General features: G+C 61.1%; 16 protein-coding genes. 6 read left to right on the forward strand and 10 right to left on the reverse strand.

Annotated elements, in window-relative coordinates; genetic code table 11:
• Nucleotides 1-52: 52 nt before the first annotated feature.
• Nucleotides 53-1057 carry an AraC family transcriptional regulator gene (locus E4O98_RS16095; protein WP_078820003.1) on the forward strand — a complete coding sequence of 335 codons (1005 nt, stop codon included), beginning with the start codon at nucleotides 53-55 and terminating at the stop codon, nucleotides 1055-1057.
• Nucleotides 1058-1175: 118 nt separating this feature from the next.
• Here E4O98_RS16095 and E4O98_RS16100 read toward each other — a convergent pair whose 3' ends face one another.
• Complete coding sequence (locus E4O98_RS16100; RefSeq protein WP_032878457.1) at nucleotides 1176-1541, reverse strand: response regulator; 366 nt, start codon at nucleotides 1539-1541, stop codon at nucleotides 1176-1178.
• Between the two features lie 100 nt (nucleotides 1542-1641).
• Between E4O98_RS16100 and E4O98_RS16105 the strand changes: the two genes are divergently transcribed.
• Together E4O98_RS16105 and uraH are read left to right on the forward strand one after the other, a co-directional pair.
• On the forward strand, nucleotides 1642-2115 hold the full coding sequence (locus tag E4O98_RS16105; RefSeq protein ID WP_248135709.1) for a heme-binding protein: 474 nt from the start codon (nucleotides 1642-1644) through the stop codon (nucleotides 2113-2115).
• Nucleotides 2116-2142: 27 nt separating this feature from the next.
• Nucleotides 2143-2553: a hydroxyisourate hydrolase gene (uraH, locus tag E4O98_RS16110; RefSeq protein WP_122734821.1), complete on the forward strand. Its 411-nt coding sequence runs from the start codon at nucleotides 2143-2145 to the stop codon at nucleotides 2551-2553.
• Here the strand turns inward: uraH and E4O98_RS16115 are convergent.
• Nucleotides 2548-3234, reverse strand: coding sequence for a Crp/Fnr family transcriptional regulator (locus tag E4O98_RS16115; RefSeq protein WP_248135710.1), 687 nt, complete (start codon nucleotides 3232-3234; stop codon nucleotides 2548-2550). The genes uraH and E4O98_RS16115 overlap by 6 nt on opposite strands.
• 83 nt (nucleotides 3235-3317) lie before the next feature.
• On the opposite strand from E4O98_RS16115, the gene E4O98_RS16120 reads away from it, so the two are divergent.
• A complete protein-coding gene (locus E4O98_RS16120; RefSeq protein WP_032878461.1) occupies nucleotides 3318-3845 on the forward strand; it encodes an Mpo1-like protein in 528 nt (175 codons plus the stop codon).
• 47 nt (nucleotides 3846-3892) lie between these two features.
• Here the strand turns inward: E4O98_RS16120 and E4O98_RS16125 are convergent, their stop codons facing one another.
• The 6 genes from E4O98_RS16125 to dibA form a co-directional block, all read right to left on the reverse strand.
• Nucleotides 3893-4873, reverse strand: a complete 981-nt coding sequence (locus E4O98_RS16125; RefSeq protein ID WP_005783710.1) for a sulfate ABC transporter ATP-binding protein — start codon at nucleotides 4871-4873, stop codon at nucleotides 3893-3895.
• Between the two features lie 3 nt (nucleotides 4874-4876).
• Nucleotides 4877-5749 carry a sulfate ABC transporter permease subunit CysW gene (gene cysW, locus E4O98_RS16130; protein WP_032878463.1) on the reverse strand — a complete coding sequence of 291 codons (873 nt, stop codon included), beginning with the start codon at nucleotides 5747-5749 and terminating at the stop codon, nucleotides 4877-4879.
• A 13-nt stretch (nucleotides 5750-5762) separates the two neighbouring features.
• On the reverse strand, nucleotides 5763-6581 hold the full coding sequence (gene cysT / locus E4O98_RS16135) for a sulfate ABC transporter permease subunit CysT (protein WP_005783708.1): 819 nt from the start codon (nucleotides 6579-6581) through the stop codon (nucleotides 5763-5765).
• A 199-nt stretch (nucleotides 6582-6780) separates the two neighbouring features.
• Entirely contained in the window at nucleotides 6781-7791 is a 1011-nt protein-coding gene (locus E4O98_RS16140; RefSeq protein WP_005783707.1) for a sulfate ABC transporter substrate-binding protein, read from the reverse strand.
• Nucleotides 7792-7856: 65 nt separating this feature from the next.
• Nucleotides 7857-8039, reverse strand: coding sequence for a sulfur starvation response protein OscA (gene oscA, locus E4O98_RS16145; RefSeq protein ID WP_003170956.1), 183 nt, complete (start codon nucleotides 8037-8039; stop codon nucleotides 7857-7859).
• A gap of 245 nt (nucleotides 8040-8284) precedes the next feature.
• Nucleotides 8285-10198: a phosphodiesterase DibA gene (gene dibA / locus E4O98_RS16150; RefSeq protein WP_103734022.1), complete on the reverse strand. Its 1914-nt coding sequence runs from the start codon at nucleotides 10196-10198 to the stop codon at nucleotides 8285-8287.
• A gap of 167 nt (nucleotides 10199-10365) precedes the next feature.
• On the opposite strand from dibA, the gene desA reads away from it, so the two are divergent.
• Together desA and E4O98_RS16160 are read left to right on the forward strand one after the other, a co-directional pair.
• Nucleotides 10366-11550: a delta-9 fatty acid desaturase DesA gene (gene desA, locus E4O98_RS16155; RefSeq protein ID WP_005783697.1), complete on the forward strand. Its 1185-nt coding sequence runs from the start codon at nucleotides 10366-10368 to the stop codon at nucleotides 11548-11550.
• Between the two features lie 188 nt (nucleotides 11551-11738).
• Nucleotides 11739-12740 carry a sensor domain-containing diguanylate cyclase gene (locus E4O98_RS16160; protein WP_032878465.1) on the forward strand — a complete coding sequence of 334 codons (1002 nt, stop codon included), beginning with the start codon at nucleotides 11739-11741 and terminating at the stop codon, nucleotides 12738-12740.
• 99 nt (nucleotides 12741-12839) lie between these two features.
• Here the strand turns inward: E4O98_RS16160 and E4O98_RS16165 are convergent, their stop codons facing one another.
• A complete protein-coding gene (locus tag E4O98_RS16165) occupies nucleotides 12840-14048 on the reverse strand; it encodes an HDOD domain-containing protein (RefSeq protein ID WP_248133302.1) in 1209 nt (402 codons plus the stop codon).
• Nucleotides 14049-14166: 118 nt separating this feature from the next.
• Nucleotides 14167-15444, reverse strand: a complete 1278-nt coding sequence (gabT, locus tag E4O98_RS16170) for a 4-aminobutyrate--2-oxoglutarate transaminase (RefSeq protein ID WP_078819994.1) — start codon at nucleotides 15442-15444, stop codon at nucleotides 14167-14169.
• Between the last annotated feature and the right edge of the window lie 83 nt (nucleotides 15445-15527).

Consider the following 15527-nt stretch of genomic DNA (forward strand, 5'->3'; position numbering starts at 1 on the left):
GGCAGGACGCTAGCCCCGGACGCCAACCTGTTGACCGCAAGCGCCAATCGCCATGACCGAACCCACTTCCCTCGCCAGTTGGACCCGCGCCCTGCGCAAGCAGCTCGACGCCCTGGGCCTGAACAGCGCCACGCTGTGCGCCGAGGCCGGGCTCGACCCGCAGCAGATGGACGACCCCAACGCACGCTATCCGTTGTCGGCCACCACGCGCCTCTGGCAACTGGCGGTGCAGGCCAGCGGTGATCCGGCGATTGGCTTGCGGGTGTCGCGGTTCGTCAGCCCCACCACCTTTCACGCCCTCGGTTATGCCCTGGTGGCCAGCGGCAGCTTGCGCGAGGTGTTCGAGCGCATCGTGCGCTATCACCAGGTGGTCAGTGACGCCCTGAGCCTGGAGCTGACCCGCCATGGCGACGCGTACCACTTTCGCCTGCTCCAACCCCAAGGCAGCCCCGCGCCAGCGCCGGAGGCCATCGACGCCTTCGTGGCGATCTATGTGCGCACTTGCCGCAACCGCCTGGGGCGTGACTACGCGCCGTTGGCCGTTTATCTAATGCGCCCGGAACCCGCCGACCCCACGCCGTGGCATACCGTATTGCGCTCGCCGGTGTTTTTTGCCGCCAGCGAAGACCGCCTGGAGTTCGCTGCCCACGACTTCGACAGCCATCTTGACGACGCCAACCCGGAATTGGCCGAACACAATGAAACCGTGCTCAAGCGCACCCTCGCCCACCTGCAACCGCTGACCTGGGAGCGCAAGGTGCGCGCCGTGATCGAGGCGCAATTGCCCGATGGCGAGCCGAGTGCCGAACGCGTTGCCCAGGCCTTGCACCTGAGCTTGCGCAGCTTGCAGCGCCACCTGGCGGATGAAGGCTGTCGGTTTGATGCGCTGCTCAATGAGTGCAGGCAGAACCTGGCGTTGCTGCACCTGAGGGATCCGCAGTGTTCGTTGGCCGAGATCAGCCATTTGCTGGGGTTTGCCGATACCAGCAGTTTCAACCGGGCGTTCAAGCGTTGGACGGGGATGACGCCCGGGCAATTTCGGGAGGGATTGCGGTAGGAGGATTTTCAGTGGCTGTGATGGCCTCATCGGGGGCAAGCCCCCTCCCACATTCTGATTTGTGAACACGTTCAAAGTGTGGGAGGGGGCTTGCTCCCGATAGCGGTCGCCCAGGCAATCAACGCCCACGATCCCGGCGCAATACTTTCCTCACCCGCGCCACTAACACCTTGGCGTCAAACGGCTTGAGCAAGTAATCATCCTCATGCAGCTCCAACCCCCGCAACCGGTCTTCAATCCCGCCAGGCGTGGTCAAAAACAAAATCGGCGTTTTGCCGCGTTGGCGAATCGCCTGCTGCAATTTCCAGGCGTTCAAGCCCGGCAGCATCACATCCAGAATCACCAGCTCGTACACAGTGCTTTCCACAAACCGCTGCGCCGCCATGCCGTTGGCCGCAACTTCCACAGAGAAGCCGGCCTCGCTCAGGCCCTGGGCCATAAGCTGCGCCAGTTGCGGCTGGTCTTCCACTAACAACACCTGCATGTCTTACCTCTGGGTTTGATTACAAACCTGTCATCCAATTGTGCGGCTTTTGTCCGCGTCCACTGGCTACCGTGAGCACCTGCCTCCTGGAGCCACAAACATGTATCGCACCGCTTTGTTCTTGAGCCTCGCTGTGACCACCGCTGCACAGGCAACGCCACCACTGCCACGCCATGCCGAGCTGGATTTGCACACTGCGCGCCAACTGGCCGACGCCAGCCTGGCCCACTGCACGGCCGCGCTGACGGTATTGGACCGCGGTGGCAATTTGCTGGTGGCCCTGCGGGCGGACGGTGTCGGCCCGCACAACAGCTTCGCCAGCCAACGCAAGGCATACACGGCGCTGTCGACCAAAACCCCAACCCGGCTGTTTGCCGAGCGTGCGCGTAACAACCCTGAAGCCGCCAACCTTAACAGCTTGCCCGAGTTGCTGTTGCTCGGCGGCGGCGTGCCGCTGTTCGCTGATGCTGAACTGGTCGGCGCGCTGGGCATCGCCGGTGCCGGCGGCGCTGCGCAGGACGAAGCCTGCGCCGTACAGGCTGCCGAGCAACTGGGCTTGAAAATCACCCCCTGACTTGACCCCTTCCAAAAGGACTTCCCCATGAAAACCCTAAGCATGACCCTTGCCGCCCTCAGCCTGAGCGGCCTGTGCAACCTGGCCCTGGCCGCCGGCAACCCGCTGAGCGTACACGTGCTCAACCTGGAAAACGGCCTGCCATCGGCCGGTGTCAGCGTCACCCTGGAACAGCATGTGGGCGATCAGTGGCAATCACTGTCCCAGGGCGTGACCAATCAACAGGGACGCATCGCCGAACTGTTCCCCGCCGACCAGAGCATGAAGCCGGGCGAGTACCGTGTAGTGTTCAAGACCGGCGATTACTACAAGAAGGCCAACCGCGAGACGTTCTTCCCCGAGGTGCCGGTGATTTTCCAGGTCAAGCAGGTCGACCAGCACTACCACATCCCGCTGTTGCTCAGCCCTTACGGCTTCTCCACCTATCGCGGTTCATAGGCCCGCGGCCAGGCGCAGCCCGGCGAGGTCCAGTATCTCGATGGCGCCGTAGCTCAAACCAATGATGCCCTGTTGCTCCAGCGCCTTGAGCAGACTGTTGATGGTCTGGCGCGACAGGCCCAGCATCGCCGCCAGATCCTCCTGAGGCAGTTGCAGCACGCGGCGCGCCTGCTCTATTTCGCCGTAACCCTGGGCGATCATCAGCAACCGATGGGCCAGACGCTTTGAGGCGGGCATCAGGCTTATCTGCTCAATGTTGATCAAAGACAGGCGCAGTTTATGGCTCATCAACAGCGCCATATCGCGCCAGAACACCGGTTGTTGTTCAAGAATCTTGAGTATCGCCACCTGCGGTATCTGCAACAGCGTGCAGGCTCCCGTGGCGAGGGCATCGTGGGTGCGTGGCAGGTTGTCGAACAGGCAGATCTCGCCGAACCAGTGAGGGGTTTCCACCAGGCTCAATACCGCTTCCTTGCCTTGGGCGCTGACGGCACTGATGCGCACCGCCCCTTCCAGCACCGCATACAGGCCACACGGCGGGTCGCCGCGTTTGAACAGGAACTGCCCCGTTGCAAGTACGCGCAACCGCGCCGCCCCCAGCAGGCTACGCTGAAAGTCTGGCGGCAAGTGGCTGAACCACTGACCGCGAACCAATTGCGCGTGCCATTTGCCTGTGTCCATGGGAACTCCGAAGATTGTCGCCCAATTGACAGTTAGGCACCGACTGACAGGGCATGATCAAACATCCTACAGGAGGAACAACAATGAAAAGCCTCGTCGACCACCTCAGTCAATACGCTGCCTACCACCGCGACCCGCGCAATATTGTCAGTCACTTTATCGGTATCCCATTGATAGTGGTTGCCGTGGCCGTGCTGCTGTCACGCCCCGAGTGGACGGTGGGTGGCCTTTGGGTCTCGCCAGCGGTGCTCCTGGCGTTGTTCTCGGCGTGGTTCTACCTGCGCCTGGAACTGGCCCTGGGCGCGCTGATGACGGTGTTGATGGGTCTGTCGGTATGGGCTGGGCATGTATTGGCGGCACAGAGCACGATGGTATGGCTGAGCAGTGGCGTGGGTATGTTTGTGGTGGGCTGGGTGATTCAGTTTGTCGGGCATTACTACGAAGGCAAGAAACCCGCGTTTGTGGACGATGTGTCGGGGCTGATCGTGGGGCCGTTGTTTGTGGTGGCGGAGTTGGCGTTTTTGCTGGGGTTGCGGCAGGACCTGCAAAAGCAGATTGAACAACGTTCAGGCCCGGTGGGACGCCGCGATCTCAAGCCAAGTGAAGTCTAAATGTGGGAGGGGGCTTGCTGCCTCCCACATTGGGTTCTGTATTGAGTTTAGGCTTTTTGCCAGACCTTGGGTTTGAAGAACAGGGTCTCGCCACGGGCCAGCCCGGTGAGGCTGTCGTGGTCTTTCACCACCTCAGCCTCGATCAGCTCGCTTTGCCCTTCCACCTTCAAGGTCACGCGAGTCGTTGCGCCCAGCGGACGAATATCGCGTACCTCGGCCGCATGGTGATCTTCCAGTTCATGCCGCGACAACGACACTTCGTGGGGGCGGAACAGCAGGTGCTTGTCTTCGCCCAAATGCAGGCGGTTCGAATCACCCAGGAAGTGATAAACAAAATCGCTTGCCGGGTTTTCGTAGACATCCCCCGGTGAGCCGATCTGCTCGATCACGCCCTTGTTCATCACCACGATGCGGTCGGCGACTTCCATGGCCTCTTCCTGGTCGTGGGTCACAAACACTGAGGTCAGGTTGATGTCTTCGTGCAGGCGCGCCAGCCAGCGGCGCAGCTCTTTACGCACCTTGGCATCAAGGGCGCCGAAGGGCTCGTCCAGCAGCAGCACTTTAGGCTCCACCGCCAGCGCGCGGGCCAGGGCGATACGCTGGCGCTGGCCACCGGAGAGTTGTTCCGGGTAGCGGTCGGACAACCAATCGAGTTGCACCATGTTGAGCAGCTCATGGACCTTGGCCGCGATCTGGCTTTCATTCGGGCGCTGGTTTTTCGGCTTCATGCGCAGGCCGAAGGCGACGTTGTCGAACACGGTCATATGGCGGAACAAGGCGTAGTGCTGGAACACGAAGCCAACATTGCGATCCCGCACATCGTGGCCGGACACGTCTTCGCCGTGGAACACGATGCTGCCGGCATCCGGGGTTTCCAGGCCGGCGATGATGCGCAGCAAGGTGGTCTTGCCGCAGCCGGACGGGCCCAGCAACGCCACCAGCTCGCCACTCTGGATATCCAGGTTGATGCTGTCCAGGGCCTTGAAGGCGTTGAAGTTCTTGCTGACATTACGGACTTCGATCGACATGACTTATTCCTCACCGGCGCTGTTGCGCAGGCGGTTGATTCGGTTCTCGCTCCACTGCTTGAGCAGCAGGATGAAGAGCGCCAGGATCAGCAACAGGCTGGCCACCGCAAACGCGGCAACATGGTTGTATTCGTTGTAGAGGATCTCGACGTGCAGCGGCAGGGTGTTGGTGACGCCGCGAATGTGCCCGGACACCACCGACACCGCGCCGAACTCGCCCATGGCCCGCGCCGTGCACAGCACCACGCCGTAGATCAGGCCCCATTTGATGTTCGGCACGGTGACATGCCAGAACATCTGCCAGCCATTGGCGCCCAGCAGGCGCGCGGCCTCTTCTTCCTGAGTGCCTTGCTCCTGCATCAGCGGGATCAGCTCACGGGCCACGAACGGCACAGTAACGAAGATGGTCGCCAGCACGATGCCGGGCAAGGCGAACACGATCTGGATGTCATGGTCCTGCAACCATGGGCCGAAGAAGCCCTGGGCGCCGAACATCAGCACGTAGACCAGGCCCGCAATCACCGGTGAAACCGAGAACGGCAGGTCGATCAACGTGACCAGGATGCTTTTGCCACGGAACGAATACTTGCTTACGCACCAGGCCGCGCTGACCCCGAACACCAGGTTGAGCGGCACCGAAATCAACACGGCGATCACCGTGAGTTTCAGCGCCGACAGCGCGTCCGGCTCAAGGATCGCGGTGAAGAACGAACCCAGGCCATTCTTCAGGCCCTGGGACACCACGATCACCAGCGGCAACAGCAGGAACAGGGCGAACACCAGCCAGCCAAGGCCGATCAGGATACGTCGCGACGTCGCGCTGCCACGGCGGGCAGCGTTGGCCGAGGACGCGGCGGAAATAGACGATTGGGACATGTTCCGCGCCTCCTTATGGACGTTCGATGCGCCGCTGCAACAAGTTGATCAGCAGCAGCAAAACAAAGGAAACCACCAGCATCAGCACACCAATGGAGGTGGCGCCGCGGTAGTCGTATTGGTCCAGCTTGACCATGATCAGCAACGGCAGGATTTCGGTTTTCATCGGCATGTTGCCGGCGATGAAGATCACCGAACCGTACTCACCCACGCCACGGGCGAAGGCCAACGCGAACCCGGTCAGCCAGGCAGGCAACAATGCCGGCACGAGGATATGGCGGAACACCTGCAGTGGCTTGGCACCCAGGCAAGCGGCGGCCTCTTCGACTTCCCGGGGGATATCGGCCAGTACCGGCTGCACCGTGCGCACCACGAAGGGCAAGGTCACGAAGGTCAGCGCCAGGGTGATGCCCAAGGGGGTATAGGCGATCTTGAAGCCCAGGTCGGTTGCGAACTGGCCGACCAGGCCGTTAGGCGCATACAGCGCGGTCAAGGCAATACCGGCGACGGCGGTGGGCAAGGCGAACGGCAGGTCGATCATCGCATCGATGATCTTGCGGCCGGGGAAGGTGTAACGCACCAACACCCAGGCCAGCAGCGTGCCGATCACGCCATTGATCAGCGCGGCGTACAGCGCGGTGCTGAAGCTCAGCTTTAACGCCGCCAGCACGCGAGGTGCGGAGATGATGTTCCAGAACTGATCCCAGGTGAGTTGGGCGGCGTGTACAAACATCGCCGCCAGCGGGATGAGCACGATCAGGCTGAGGTACACGACGGTGTAGCCCAGCGTCAGCCCGAAGCCGGGTATGACGGGGGAAATACGACGCGACATAAGAGTCCTTGGTTAAAGGGTAGAAACCACTGTAGGAGCGCGCTTTTTGTGGCAGCTGGCTTTTCTGTGGGAGCCGGGCTTGCCCGCGATGCAGGCACCTCGGTGTATCAGCCACACCACGGTGATGCTATCGCAGGCAAGCCAGCTCCCACACAAGCCCAGTTCCTACAGAAAGTCAGGCCCCTACAGTTACTTTGGCTTACTGCGCCGTGTAGATCTGGTCGAACACGCCACCGTCGTTAAAGAATTTCGGTTGGGCAGTTTTCCAGCCGCCGAAATCTTTGTCGATAGTCACCAGGTCCAGTTTCGGGAACTGCTGGGCGTATTTGGCGGCTACTTTTGCATCGCGTGGGCGGTAGAAGTTTTTCGCCGCAATCTCCTGGCCGGCCGGGCTGTACAGGTGTTTGAGGTATTCGGTGGCGATCTCGGTATTGCCTTTTTTCTCGGCGTTCTTGTCGACCACAGCCACCGGCGGCTCCGCCAGGATCGACAGGGACGGCACGACAATGTCGAACTTGTCGGCGCCGCCGTCTTCTTTCAAGGCCAGGAACGCCTCGTTTTCCCAGGCCAGCAATACGTCACCCTGACCGTTGTTGACGAAGGTAATGGTAGAACCCCGGGCGCCGGTGTCCAGTACCGGGACGTGCTTGAACAGCTCTTTCACGTACTCCTGAGCCTTGGCTTCGCTGCCTCCGGCCTTGAGGCCATAGGCCCAGGCAGCAAGGAAGTTCCAGCGCGCCCCGCCGGAGGTTTTCGGGTTGGGCGTGATCACCGACACGTCTTTCTTGATCAGGTCGCCCCAATCCTTGATGCCTTTAGGGTTGCCCTTGCGCACCAGGAACACGATGGTCGAGGTGTACGGGGTGCTGGCGTCCGGCAGACGCGTCTGCCAGTTTTCCGGCAGGGTCTTGCCCAGCTTGGCGACTTCATCGATGTCACCGGCCAGGGCCAGGGTCACCACGTCGGCGCGCAGGCCGTCGATCACTGCTCGTGCCTGCTTGCCCGAGCCGCCGTGGGACTGCTGGATCTTGACGTTGTCGCCGGGGTGAGACTGCTTCCAGAAGTTGGTGAACTCTGCGTTGTAGTCCTGGTACAGCTCACGGGTCGGATCGTACGAGACATTGAGCAACTCGTAGTCCTTGGCAACAGCGGAACCGGCAAACACGGCACTGGCCAGCGCGGCCAAGGCATAACGGCGAATCGACGACATAGAAGCTCCTGAAATTCTTGAGTGTTGGCTTTTCTTATTAGTTGCGGGTCTATCGCCGTTCTTGCTCAGCTCGGTTTGTTACCCGGGTTCTGCAGGCGGAATTTTTCCTTGCGCTCGATCTGTACCACTTGGGCGTTGTGCACAGTGATTTCCACCGCGCCAAAGCGCAGATCACGCAAGGCGCTCTGGATCTCACGCAAAATGGCTGCTTCGTCCTGGCCGTCGACGCTACGTAGAGATGCGCTCATGGTCTCGCTCCTGAAATGAATAGTGCCTGGCAGTGACGACACTGCTTGCGGCGTGAGGGCGATAGTAGATAAGCGTGGATATTCTTAAAAATACTATTTAAGAATGTTTATATAACCAGAAAGAATTTTCTGATAGGGCGCGGGGTTGCGTGTGGATTTTCTGCTCAGATGCTGAAGTTAAGGCCTGATGTGATCCAAATGTGGGAGGGGCGGTCGCACCGCCCCTCCCACAGTTTGACCGTGTTTCAAGGTCGGATGGCGGGGGCTCGTGACCAATCAATCTCCTGGGCCGGCATCGGTCGTCCAAACCAATACCCCTGGCCCATATCGCACTCCTGACCCAACAGGAACCGCGCCTGTTCCACCTGCTCGATTCCTTCGGCATGTACCTGCATCCCCATGCTTTTGGCCAGGGCGATGACCACGCGCACGATCGCAGCGTCGTCTTCGTCCCACGGCAGACCGGCGACGAAGCCTTGGTCGATCTTCAGCTTCTGCACCGGCAGGCGCTTGAGGCGCAACAGCGAAGAGTAGCCGGTGCCGAAATCGTCGATGGCCAGGCGCAAGCCCAGTTCGCGCAGACGGTGCAGTTGCTCCAGAGCCACTTCGGGGTCGTCCATCACTGCGCTTTCGGTGACTTCCAGCTCAAGAAACGCCGGGTCCAGGCCCGTGTCGTGCAGCACCTGAGCCACTTGTTCATAGAGTTCACGCCGGGCAAACAGGCGGCTGGAGACGTTGACGGCGATAAAGCCCAACGGCGCGCCGTCCGCCAGCCATTGGCACATCTGCCGGCACGCCTGGTCCATCACCCACGCGTCGATATCGGCAATCAACCCGGTGCGTTCGGCGATGGGGATGAATTCGCCAGGGGGCACCAGGCCGCGCTCCGGATGCTGCCAGCGCACCAGCGCTTCAACGCCCACCAAACGGCTGTCGGGCAGGTTATGCACCGGCTGGTAGTAGACGCGCAGTTCCTGCTGGTCGAGGGCACGGCGCAGTTCGCTGGCGATCTCCACGCGATTTTGCGCGTGAGCGGTCAGCTCTTCGGTGTACAGGGCATAGCCCTCGCGGCCGACGCTTTTGGCCTTGAACAACGCGGAGTCGGCGTTGCGCAGTAATTGCTCGGCGCTCAAGGCATCGCTGGGGAACAGGCTGATGCCAATACTGGCGCTGATAAACAATTGATTACCGTCAAAAACAAACGGGTCTTTCATGGCATTGAGCATGCGCTGCGCCAAGGCAGCGGCCTGGATCACCTGTGGACAACTTTCCGCCAGCACAGCGAACTCGTCGCCGCCCAGCCGCGCGAGTGTGACCCCAGGCCCGAACAGGCCCTTGAGACGGTCAGCCACCAGCTTGAGCAACTGGTCTCCAACATTGTGGCCAAGGCTGTCATTGATGATCTTGAAGTGGTCCAGGTCCATTAACAGCAGGGCACAGCCACGCTTGTGCACTTGCGCCGAGGCCAGGGCCTGCTCGGTACGATCGGTGAATAAAAGGCGGTTGGGCAGGTCGGTGAGCGGGTCGTGATGGGCCAGGTGCGCCAGTTCGTGTTCGGAGTCCTTGATGGCGCTGATGTCCGAGAACACCGCGACGTAATGGCTGATATGGCCCCGCTCATCGCGAATCACACGGATGGTTTGCCACTGTGGATACACCTCGCCACTTTTGCGGCGGTTCCAGATTTCGCCGCTCCATTCGCCTTCACGTTCCAGGGTCTGAAACATCTGTTGATAGAAAGCCGACGAATGGCGCCCGGACTTGAACAGGCTGGGCGGCTGGCCCATGACGTCTTCGCGGCGGTAGCCGGTAATCTCCATGAATGCGCGATTGACGTGCACGATCAGGCCCTGGGCATCGGTGACCAATACACCTTCGCGGGTGCAATCAAACACGGCGGCCGCCTGTTGCAGGCGTACGCGGTTTTCTTGCAGGGGCAGCTGTAGTTGGTGGGCGCGGGCGAAACGTACGCCCATCAGGTATATAGCCAGCGCACTCAGGGCTACCCAGACGTAGCCGCGAAGTTGCAGCCAATGCGCCAGCGCCCCCGGTTCATCGATAAAGTTGATCAATAATTGGTGGCTGAGTCTGAGCCATACGACGGAAATCAGCAGGTATACCAGCCCCGCACGTAGGGCTCCTCGGTATGAAAACAGCATATGGTCAGTAATCCTTACCAAAAAAAACAGAATCGCCCTACGAAGGCTGGGGATTATAGAATAAGAAACATCCAGTCACTCCTATCTGAAAGAGCGGCTGGTTTTCTCTGTAGGCTTAGTGATAATGCGTGAGCTGTTCTTTTCTTTATCTGAGGGCCATACAGCCTATGTGGTACAACGGTTTTCTTGACCTGTCAGCCTGGCAACTGGTGGCAGTCACGCTGTTGATGACCCACGTGACCATTATTGGGGTCACTGTCTATCTGCACCGTTATTCGGCCCATCGCTCGCTTGAGCTCAATGCCGGCCTGAAACACTTCTTCCGCTTCTGGCTGTGGCTGACCACGGCGCAGAACACCCGCGAGTGGACCGCCATCCACCGCAAGCACCACGCCAAATGCGAAACTGTCGATGACCCGCACAGCCCGGTGATCAAGGGCCTGTCCACGGTGCTGCGCAAAGGCGCCGAGCTGTACCGTGCCGAGGCGGAAAACCCCGAGACCCTGCGCATCTACGGCAAGAACTGCCCGGACGACTGGATCGAACGCAAGCTCTACACGCGTTACCCGCTGTTGGGCGTGGCGCTCATGGGCGTGATCGACCTGCTGCTGTTCGGCACCATCGGTATCACCATCTGGGCGATCCAGATGATGTGGATTCCGTTCTGGGCCGCCGGCGTCATCAACGGCCTGGGCCATGCCGTGGGCTATCGCAACTTCGAATGCCGTGACGCCGCCACCAACCTGGTGCCGTGGGGCATCATCGTCGGCGGCGAAGAGCTGCATAACAACCACCACACCTACCCCAACTCGGCCAAGCTGTCGGTGAAGAAGTGGGAGTTCGACCTGGGCTGGGCCTGGATCAAGGTGTTCAGCTTCCTGCGCCTGGCCAAGGTGCAGCGTGTTGCCCCCATCGCCCACCGCGTCGAAGGCAAGGGCAGCCTGGACATGGACACCGCCATGGCGATCCTCAACAACCGCTTCCAGATCATGGCCCAATACCGCAAGTTGGTGATCGGCCCGCTGGTCAAGCAGGAGTTGGAGAAGGTCGATCACTCGGTACGTCACCAGTTCCACCGTGCCAAGCGCCTGTTGTCACGGGAAACCAGCTTGCTGGATGACCGTCACCACTTGCGTATCCAAAGCATGTTGGAGCACAGCCATGCGCTGACCGTAATCTATGAGAAGCGTCTGGCGCTCCAGCAGATCTGGCTCAAGACCAGCACCAATGGCCACGATATGCTGGCCGCGATCAAGGAATGGGTGCACGAAGCCGAGGCCAGCGGCATTCAATCCCTGCGCGACTTTGCCCACCAGTTGAAGACCTACTCGCTGCGCCCTGCGGCGGTCTGACGGTACTTTGGGAGGGCTTGCCCTCCCACACACTGGCTTTTTGGCGCCATTTTCCGGGCACCGTCAATCCATGCCGATCACGGAACTTCACTGCAAATCCCCTCTCTCAAAGAACACTTCGCCATCATGGTGACCCCTTGTAGTGACCGCTGCTCCATCCTGCGGCGCGCCCAGAGAGAGTTGTACCGATGGTTCACGAAAAGCCCTGCCTGCCCGATGTGCCCACTGCCGAGCCGCCGCGTCCAGCTGCGGCGGCGACCCTGTTGGCGCTGATGCATGCCCAGGGCGAAGTGGAGCGGCTGAGTGAGCGCGAGCAATTGCTCAGTTCGCTGTTGGTCAGCGTGAACGCCGTGCTCTGGGCCATCGATTGGGCAACCCGTCGCGTGCTGTATGTGAGCCCAGCCTACGAGCGCATATTCGGTCGTTCGGCCGGTTTGCTGTTGGCCGACCACCGCGAATGGCGCAACAGTGTTCACCCCGAAGACCTCGATTACGCCGAACACAGCCTGGCCCGCGTGCTGGAACAAGGCGCCGTGGAAGACCGCGAGTACCGCATCATCACCGCCGACGGGCAAATCCGCTGGCTGAGTGACAAGTGCTACATCAACCAGCAGGTGGTGCCCGGTGAACCGCTGATTGTGGTTGGCATGGCCGAAGACATCACCGAAAAGAAGCTGCTGGAGCTGGAACTGCAACGTCTGGCCACCACCGACGTGCTGACCCAAAGCAGCAACCGCCGGTATTTTTTCGAATGCGCCAACCAGGCGTTCGACAACGCCTGCGTTCAGGGCACACCGCTGGCGTTCCTGTTGCTGGACATCGATGACTTCAAGGACGTCAACGACACCTACGGCCACCTGGAGGGCGATCAGGTGCTGCGGCGCATCGCTGAGAGTGGTCGGGGGGTATTGCGCCGTGGCGACCTGTTCGGGCGCATTGGCGGCGAAGAATTCGCCGCTGTGCTGCCCGGTTGCGCGCCAGAAATGGCCCTGCAAGTAGCCGAACGGCTGGGCAAGGAGATCCAGGCCTTGTTGTTCAGTTATGAAGGGCGCGAGTTCAGCGTGACCGTCAGCCAGGGCCTGGCCAGCTTGCGTGAAGATGACTCCACCCTCGACAGCCTGTTCGCCCGGGCGGATGCAGCGATGTATGAGGCAAAACGCCAAGGCAAGAACCGCGTTATAGCCGGTTGATACCGATCAACTGTGGGAGCTGGCTTGCCTGCGATGGCGTCTTGGCTGACCCACCGCTATCGCAGGCAAGCCAGCTCCCACAATTGATCGGTGTGTGTTTCAGGTTTTGCGTACTCGCGTCAGTTCGGACAAGCCCACCTTGAGCAACCGCGCCGTCTTGCTGCCGGCCAGCTCTTGCAGCCCTTCGTGCTCGGTCAACCGCGCCATCTGCGTCGCCAGGTTCACCACCAAGGCTTCGCGTGAATACACACCGCCTTCCAGTGAATAGGTGGCCGCGATCAATTGGCGCAACTCCAGCGGCAAGCGCCAGCGAGTGCGCAACGCCGAACCGTAGGCGGCGCCGAAGTTGTCGAGGGATTCGCCGATCGCTTCGTCATCCAGGGCGCCGCCACCCTGACGCCAGTCTTCCAGGCAGCGCAACAAGGCCAGGTCGCCCAACCGATGCAGGATGCAGGCGCTGTAGCAGCGCTGGTGATCCAGTTCCAACATGCGTGCCAGGCGCCGGGCGTACTCGGCGCTGTCCTCGGACAACTGCCAGTGCCGCTCGGCGTAGGCCACCAGCCCAGGGTCACCCAGCACCACGTTGTGCTTGAGCGCAAGGCCCAGGATGAGGTTCATGCTTTGCCCGGGGACCAGCTTGTTCAGGGCTGCGTGCAGGGTCTGCACCGGCGTGCCGTGATACCCGGCACTGTTGGCGGCAGCGATCAGCACAGCGGTGATTTGCGGGTCCATGCGCACCTGATCTTCAAGCTGCTGCAGGTCCACGCCCTCGGGGCCCAGGCTGCGATGCACCGCCGCTTTCACGTCCACACGCAACGGTGCGCCATCGCAGACCTCTCGGCGCTGCTCCAGGAATGCTGGCAAGGTCATTCCCGGTGCCAGCGCCGGGATCTCGCAATACACGCTTTCGCCTTCGTTAAGCAGCAGGTCTTGCAGGCGCTGGGTCAGGCTCTCCATGTTCAGCGGGCGGGTCAGGTAGGCCGTGGGCGCCAGGGGCAAGGCTTCGCGTACGCTGGCGCTGTCGTTGCGACTGCTCAGCAGAATAAATGGCAATGCGGGGGAGCGGCGCTGCTGGCGCACACTGCGCAGCAGGCTCAGGCCATCGACGCCTGCAAGCTCCCAATCCGCCAGGATCAGGTCATAGCTTTTCTCACGCAACAGCGCAGCAGCGTGGTCACCATCGGCGCACACATCCAGCCGCGCGTCACAACGCACATTCAACAACACTTGCTTGAGCAGGTCCCGCGACCAGGGGTCCGCCTCGGCAATCAACACTCGGGGTACAGCAGGTAAATCAACAGCAGTCATCCAGCACGCTCCATCGGCAATGCTTGCACCTTAGACAATGCCGCCGCGTGCGTACAATGAAGCAGGCACAAAAAAACCGCCGAAGCGGTTTTTTTGCTTTTCGTAGGAGCGGGGCGTGTCAGAGTTCGGAGAAACATTCTTCGATAATCGCCAGACCCTTGTCCAACTGCTCGTCCGGCGAGGTCAGCGGCACCAGTACGCGCAACACGTTGCCGTAAGTACCACAGGACAGCAGGATCAAGCCCTTGTCACGCGCCTTGGCCACCACGGAGGCAACGGCGGCAGCGTTTGGCTTGTGGGTGTCGCCGTCTTCGAACAGCTCGACCGCGATCATCGCGCCCAGGGCACGCACTTCGCCGATCACCGGGTACTTGGCCTGGATGGCCTTGAGGCCGGTCACCAAGCGCTCGCCGACAGCCTTGCAGCGGTCCAGCAGGTGCTCTTCTTCGAACACTTCCATCACCGCAAGGGCTGCCGCACAGGCGATCGGGCTACCGGCATAGGTACCGCCCAGGCCGCCTGGGGCGATGGCGTCCATGTATTCGGCCTTGCCGCACACACCGGCCAGCGGGAAGCCGCCAGCGATGGATTTGGCGAAGGTGGTCAGGTCGGCGGCAACGCCCATCTGTTCCATGGCGAAGAAGGTACCGGTACGGCCGGCACCGGTTTGCACTTCGTCGGCGATCAGCAGGATGCCGTGCTTGTCGCACAGTTCGCGCAGGCGCTGCATGAAGGCTTTCGGCGCGACGTAGAAACCGCCTTCGCCCTGTACCGGTTCGATGATGATGGCGGCGATATCACGTGGCTCGGCATCGTTCTTGAAGATGCGTTCGATGCTGGCGATCGAGTCATCGACGCTCACACCGTGCAGTTCGTTCGGATACAGCGCACGGAACACGCCACCTGGCATCAGGCCCATGCCGGCCGAGTAAGGCACGACCTTGCCGGTCAGGCCGAGGGTCATCATGGTGCGGCCGTGGTAAGCGCCCGTGAAAGCGATCACACCAGCACGGCCCGTGGCGGCGCGGGCGATCTTCACCGCGTTTTCCACCGCTTCGGAACCGGTGGTGACCAGCAGGGTTTTCTTGGCGAAATTACCCGGCACCTTGGCGGCGACTTTTTCGCACACTTCGACGTAGGGCTCGTAGGCCAATACCTGGAAGCAGGTGTGGGTCAGCTTGTTCAACTGCTCGGTCACGGCCGCGATGATTTTGGGGTGCACGTGGCCGGTGTTCAGCACGGCGATACCGCCGGCGAAGTCGATGAACTCGCGACCTTCAACGTCGGTCACGGTGGCGTTCTTCGCCGAGTCGGCGAAGATCGGGTGAATCTGGCCAACACCGCGCGGTACAGCGGCTTCGCGGCGTTTCATCAGGGAAGCGTTGGTCTTGCTCATAAAGTCCTCATTCGCCACTCATCGGGTGGCGTGGTCCAAGGCATACGTGGCGGGGAGGCAACTACGGCAGCATTCGATGATCG

The organism is Pseudomonas sp. W2Jun17 (assembly GCF_023127795.1).
GTDB classification, from domain to species: Bacteria; Pseudomonadota; Gammaproteobacteria; order Pseudomonadales; family Pseudomonadaceae; genus Aquipseudomonas; species Aquipseudomonas synxantha_A.

Excerpts from the sequence above, each read along its gene's own strand:
- E4O98_RS16095 (WP_078820003.1), top strand. The coding sequence starts at position 53 with ATGACCGAACCCACTTCCCTCGCCAGTTGGACCCGCGCCCTGCGCAAG.
- E4O98_RS16100 (WP_032878457.1), bottom strand. The coding sequence starts at position 1,541 with ATGCAGGTGTTGTTAGTGGAAGACCAGCCGCAACTGGCGCAGCTTATG.
- E4O98_RS16105 (WP_248135709.1), top strand. The coding sequence starts at position 1,642 with ATGTATCGCACCGCTTTGTTCTTGAGCCTCGCTGTGACCACCGCTGCA.
- uraH (WP_122734821.1), top strand. The coding sequence starts at position 2,143 with ATGAAAACCCTAAGCATGACCCTTGCCGCCCTCAGCCTGAGCGGCCTG.
- E4O98_RS16115 (WP_248135710.1), bottom strand. The coding sequence starts at position 3,234 with ATGGACACAGGCAAATGGCACGCGCAATTGGTTCGCGGTCAGTGGTTC.
- E4O98_RS16120 (WP_032878461.1), top strand. The coding sequence starts at position 3,318 with ATGAAAAGCCTCGTCGACCACCTCAGTCAATACGCTGCCTACCACCGC.
- E4O98_RS16125 (WP_005783710.1), bottom strand. The coding sequence starts at position 4,873 with ATGTCGATCGAAGTCCGTAATGTCAGCAAGAACTTCAACGCCTTCAAG.
- cysW (WP_032878463.1), bottom strand. The coding sequence starts at position 5,749 with ATGTCCCAATCGTCTATTTCCGCCGCGTCCTCGGCCAACGCTGCCCGC.
- cysT (WP_005783708.1), bottom strand. The coding sequence starts at position 6,581 with ATGTCGCGTCGTATTTCCCCCGTCATACCCGGCTTCGGGCTGACGCTG.
- E4O98_RS16140 (WP_005783707.1), bottom strand. The coding sequence starts at position 7,791 with ATGTCGTCGATTCGCCGTTATGCCTTGGCCGCGCTGGCCAGTGCCGTG.
- oscA (WP_003170956.1), bottom strand. The coding sequence starts at position 8,039 with ATGAGCGCATCTCTACGTAGCGTCGACGGCCAGGACGAAGCAGCCATT.
- dibA (WP_103734022.1), bottom strand. The coding sequence starts at position 10,198 with ATGCTGTTTTCATACCGAGGAGCCCTACGTGCGGGGCTGGTATACCTG.
- desA (WP_005783697.1), top strand. The coding sequence starts at position 10,366 with ATGTGGTACAACGGTTTTCTTGACCTGTCAGCCTGGCAACTGGTGGCA.
- E4O98_RS16160 (WP_032878465.1), top strand. The coding sequence starts at position 11,739 with ATGGTTCACGAAAAGCCCTGCCTGCCCGATGTGCCCACTGCCGAGCCG.
- E4O98_RS16165 (WP_248133302.1), bottom strand. The coding sequence starts at position 14,048 with ATGACTGCTGTTGATTTACCTGCTGTACCCCGAGTGTTGATTGCCGAG.
- gabT (WP_078819994.1), bottom strand. The coding sequence starts at position 15,444 with ATGAGCAAGACCAACGCTTCCCTGATGAAACGCCGCGAAGCCGCTGTA.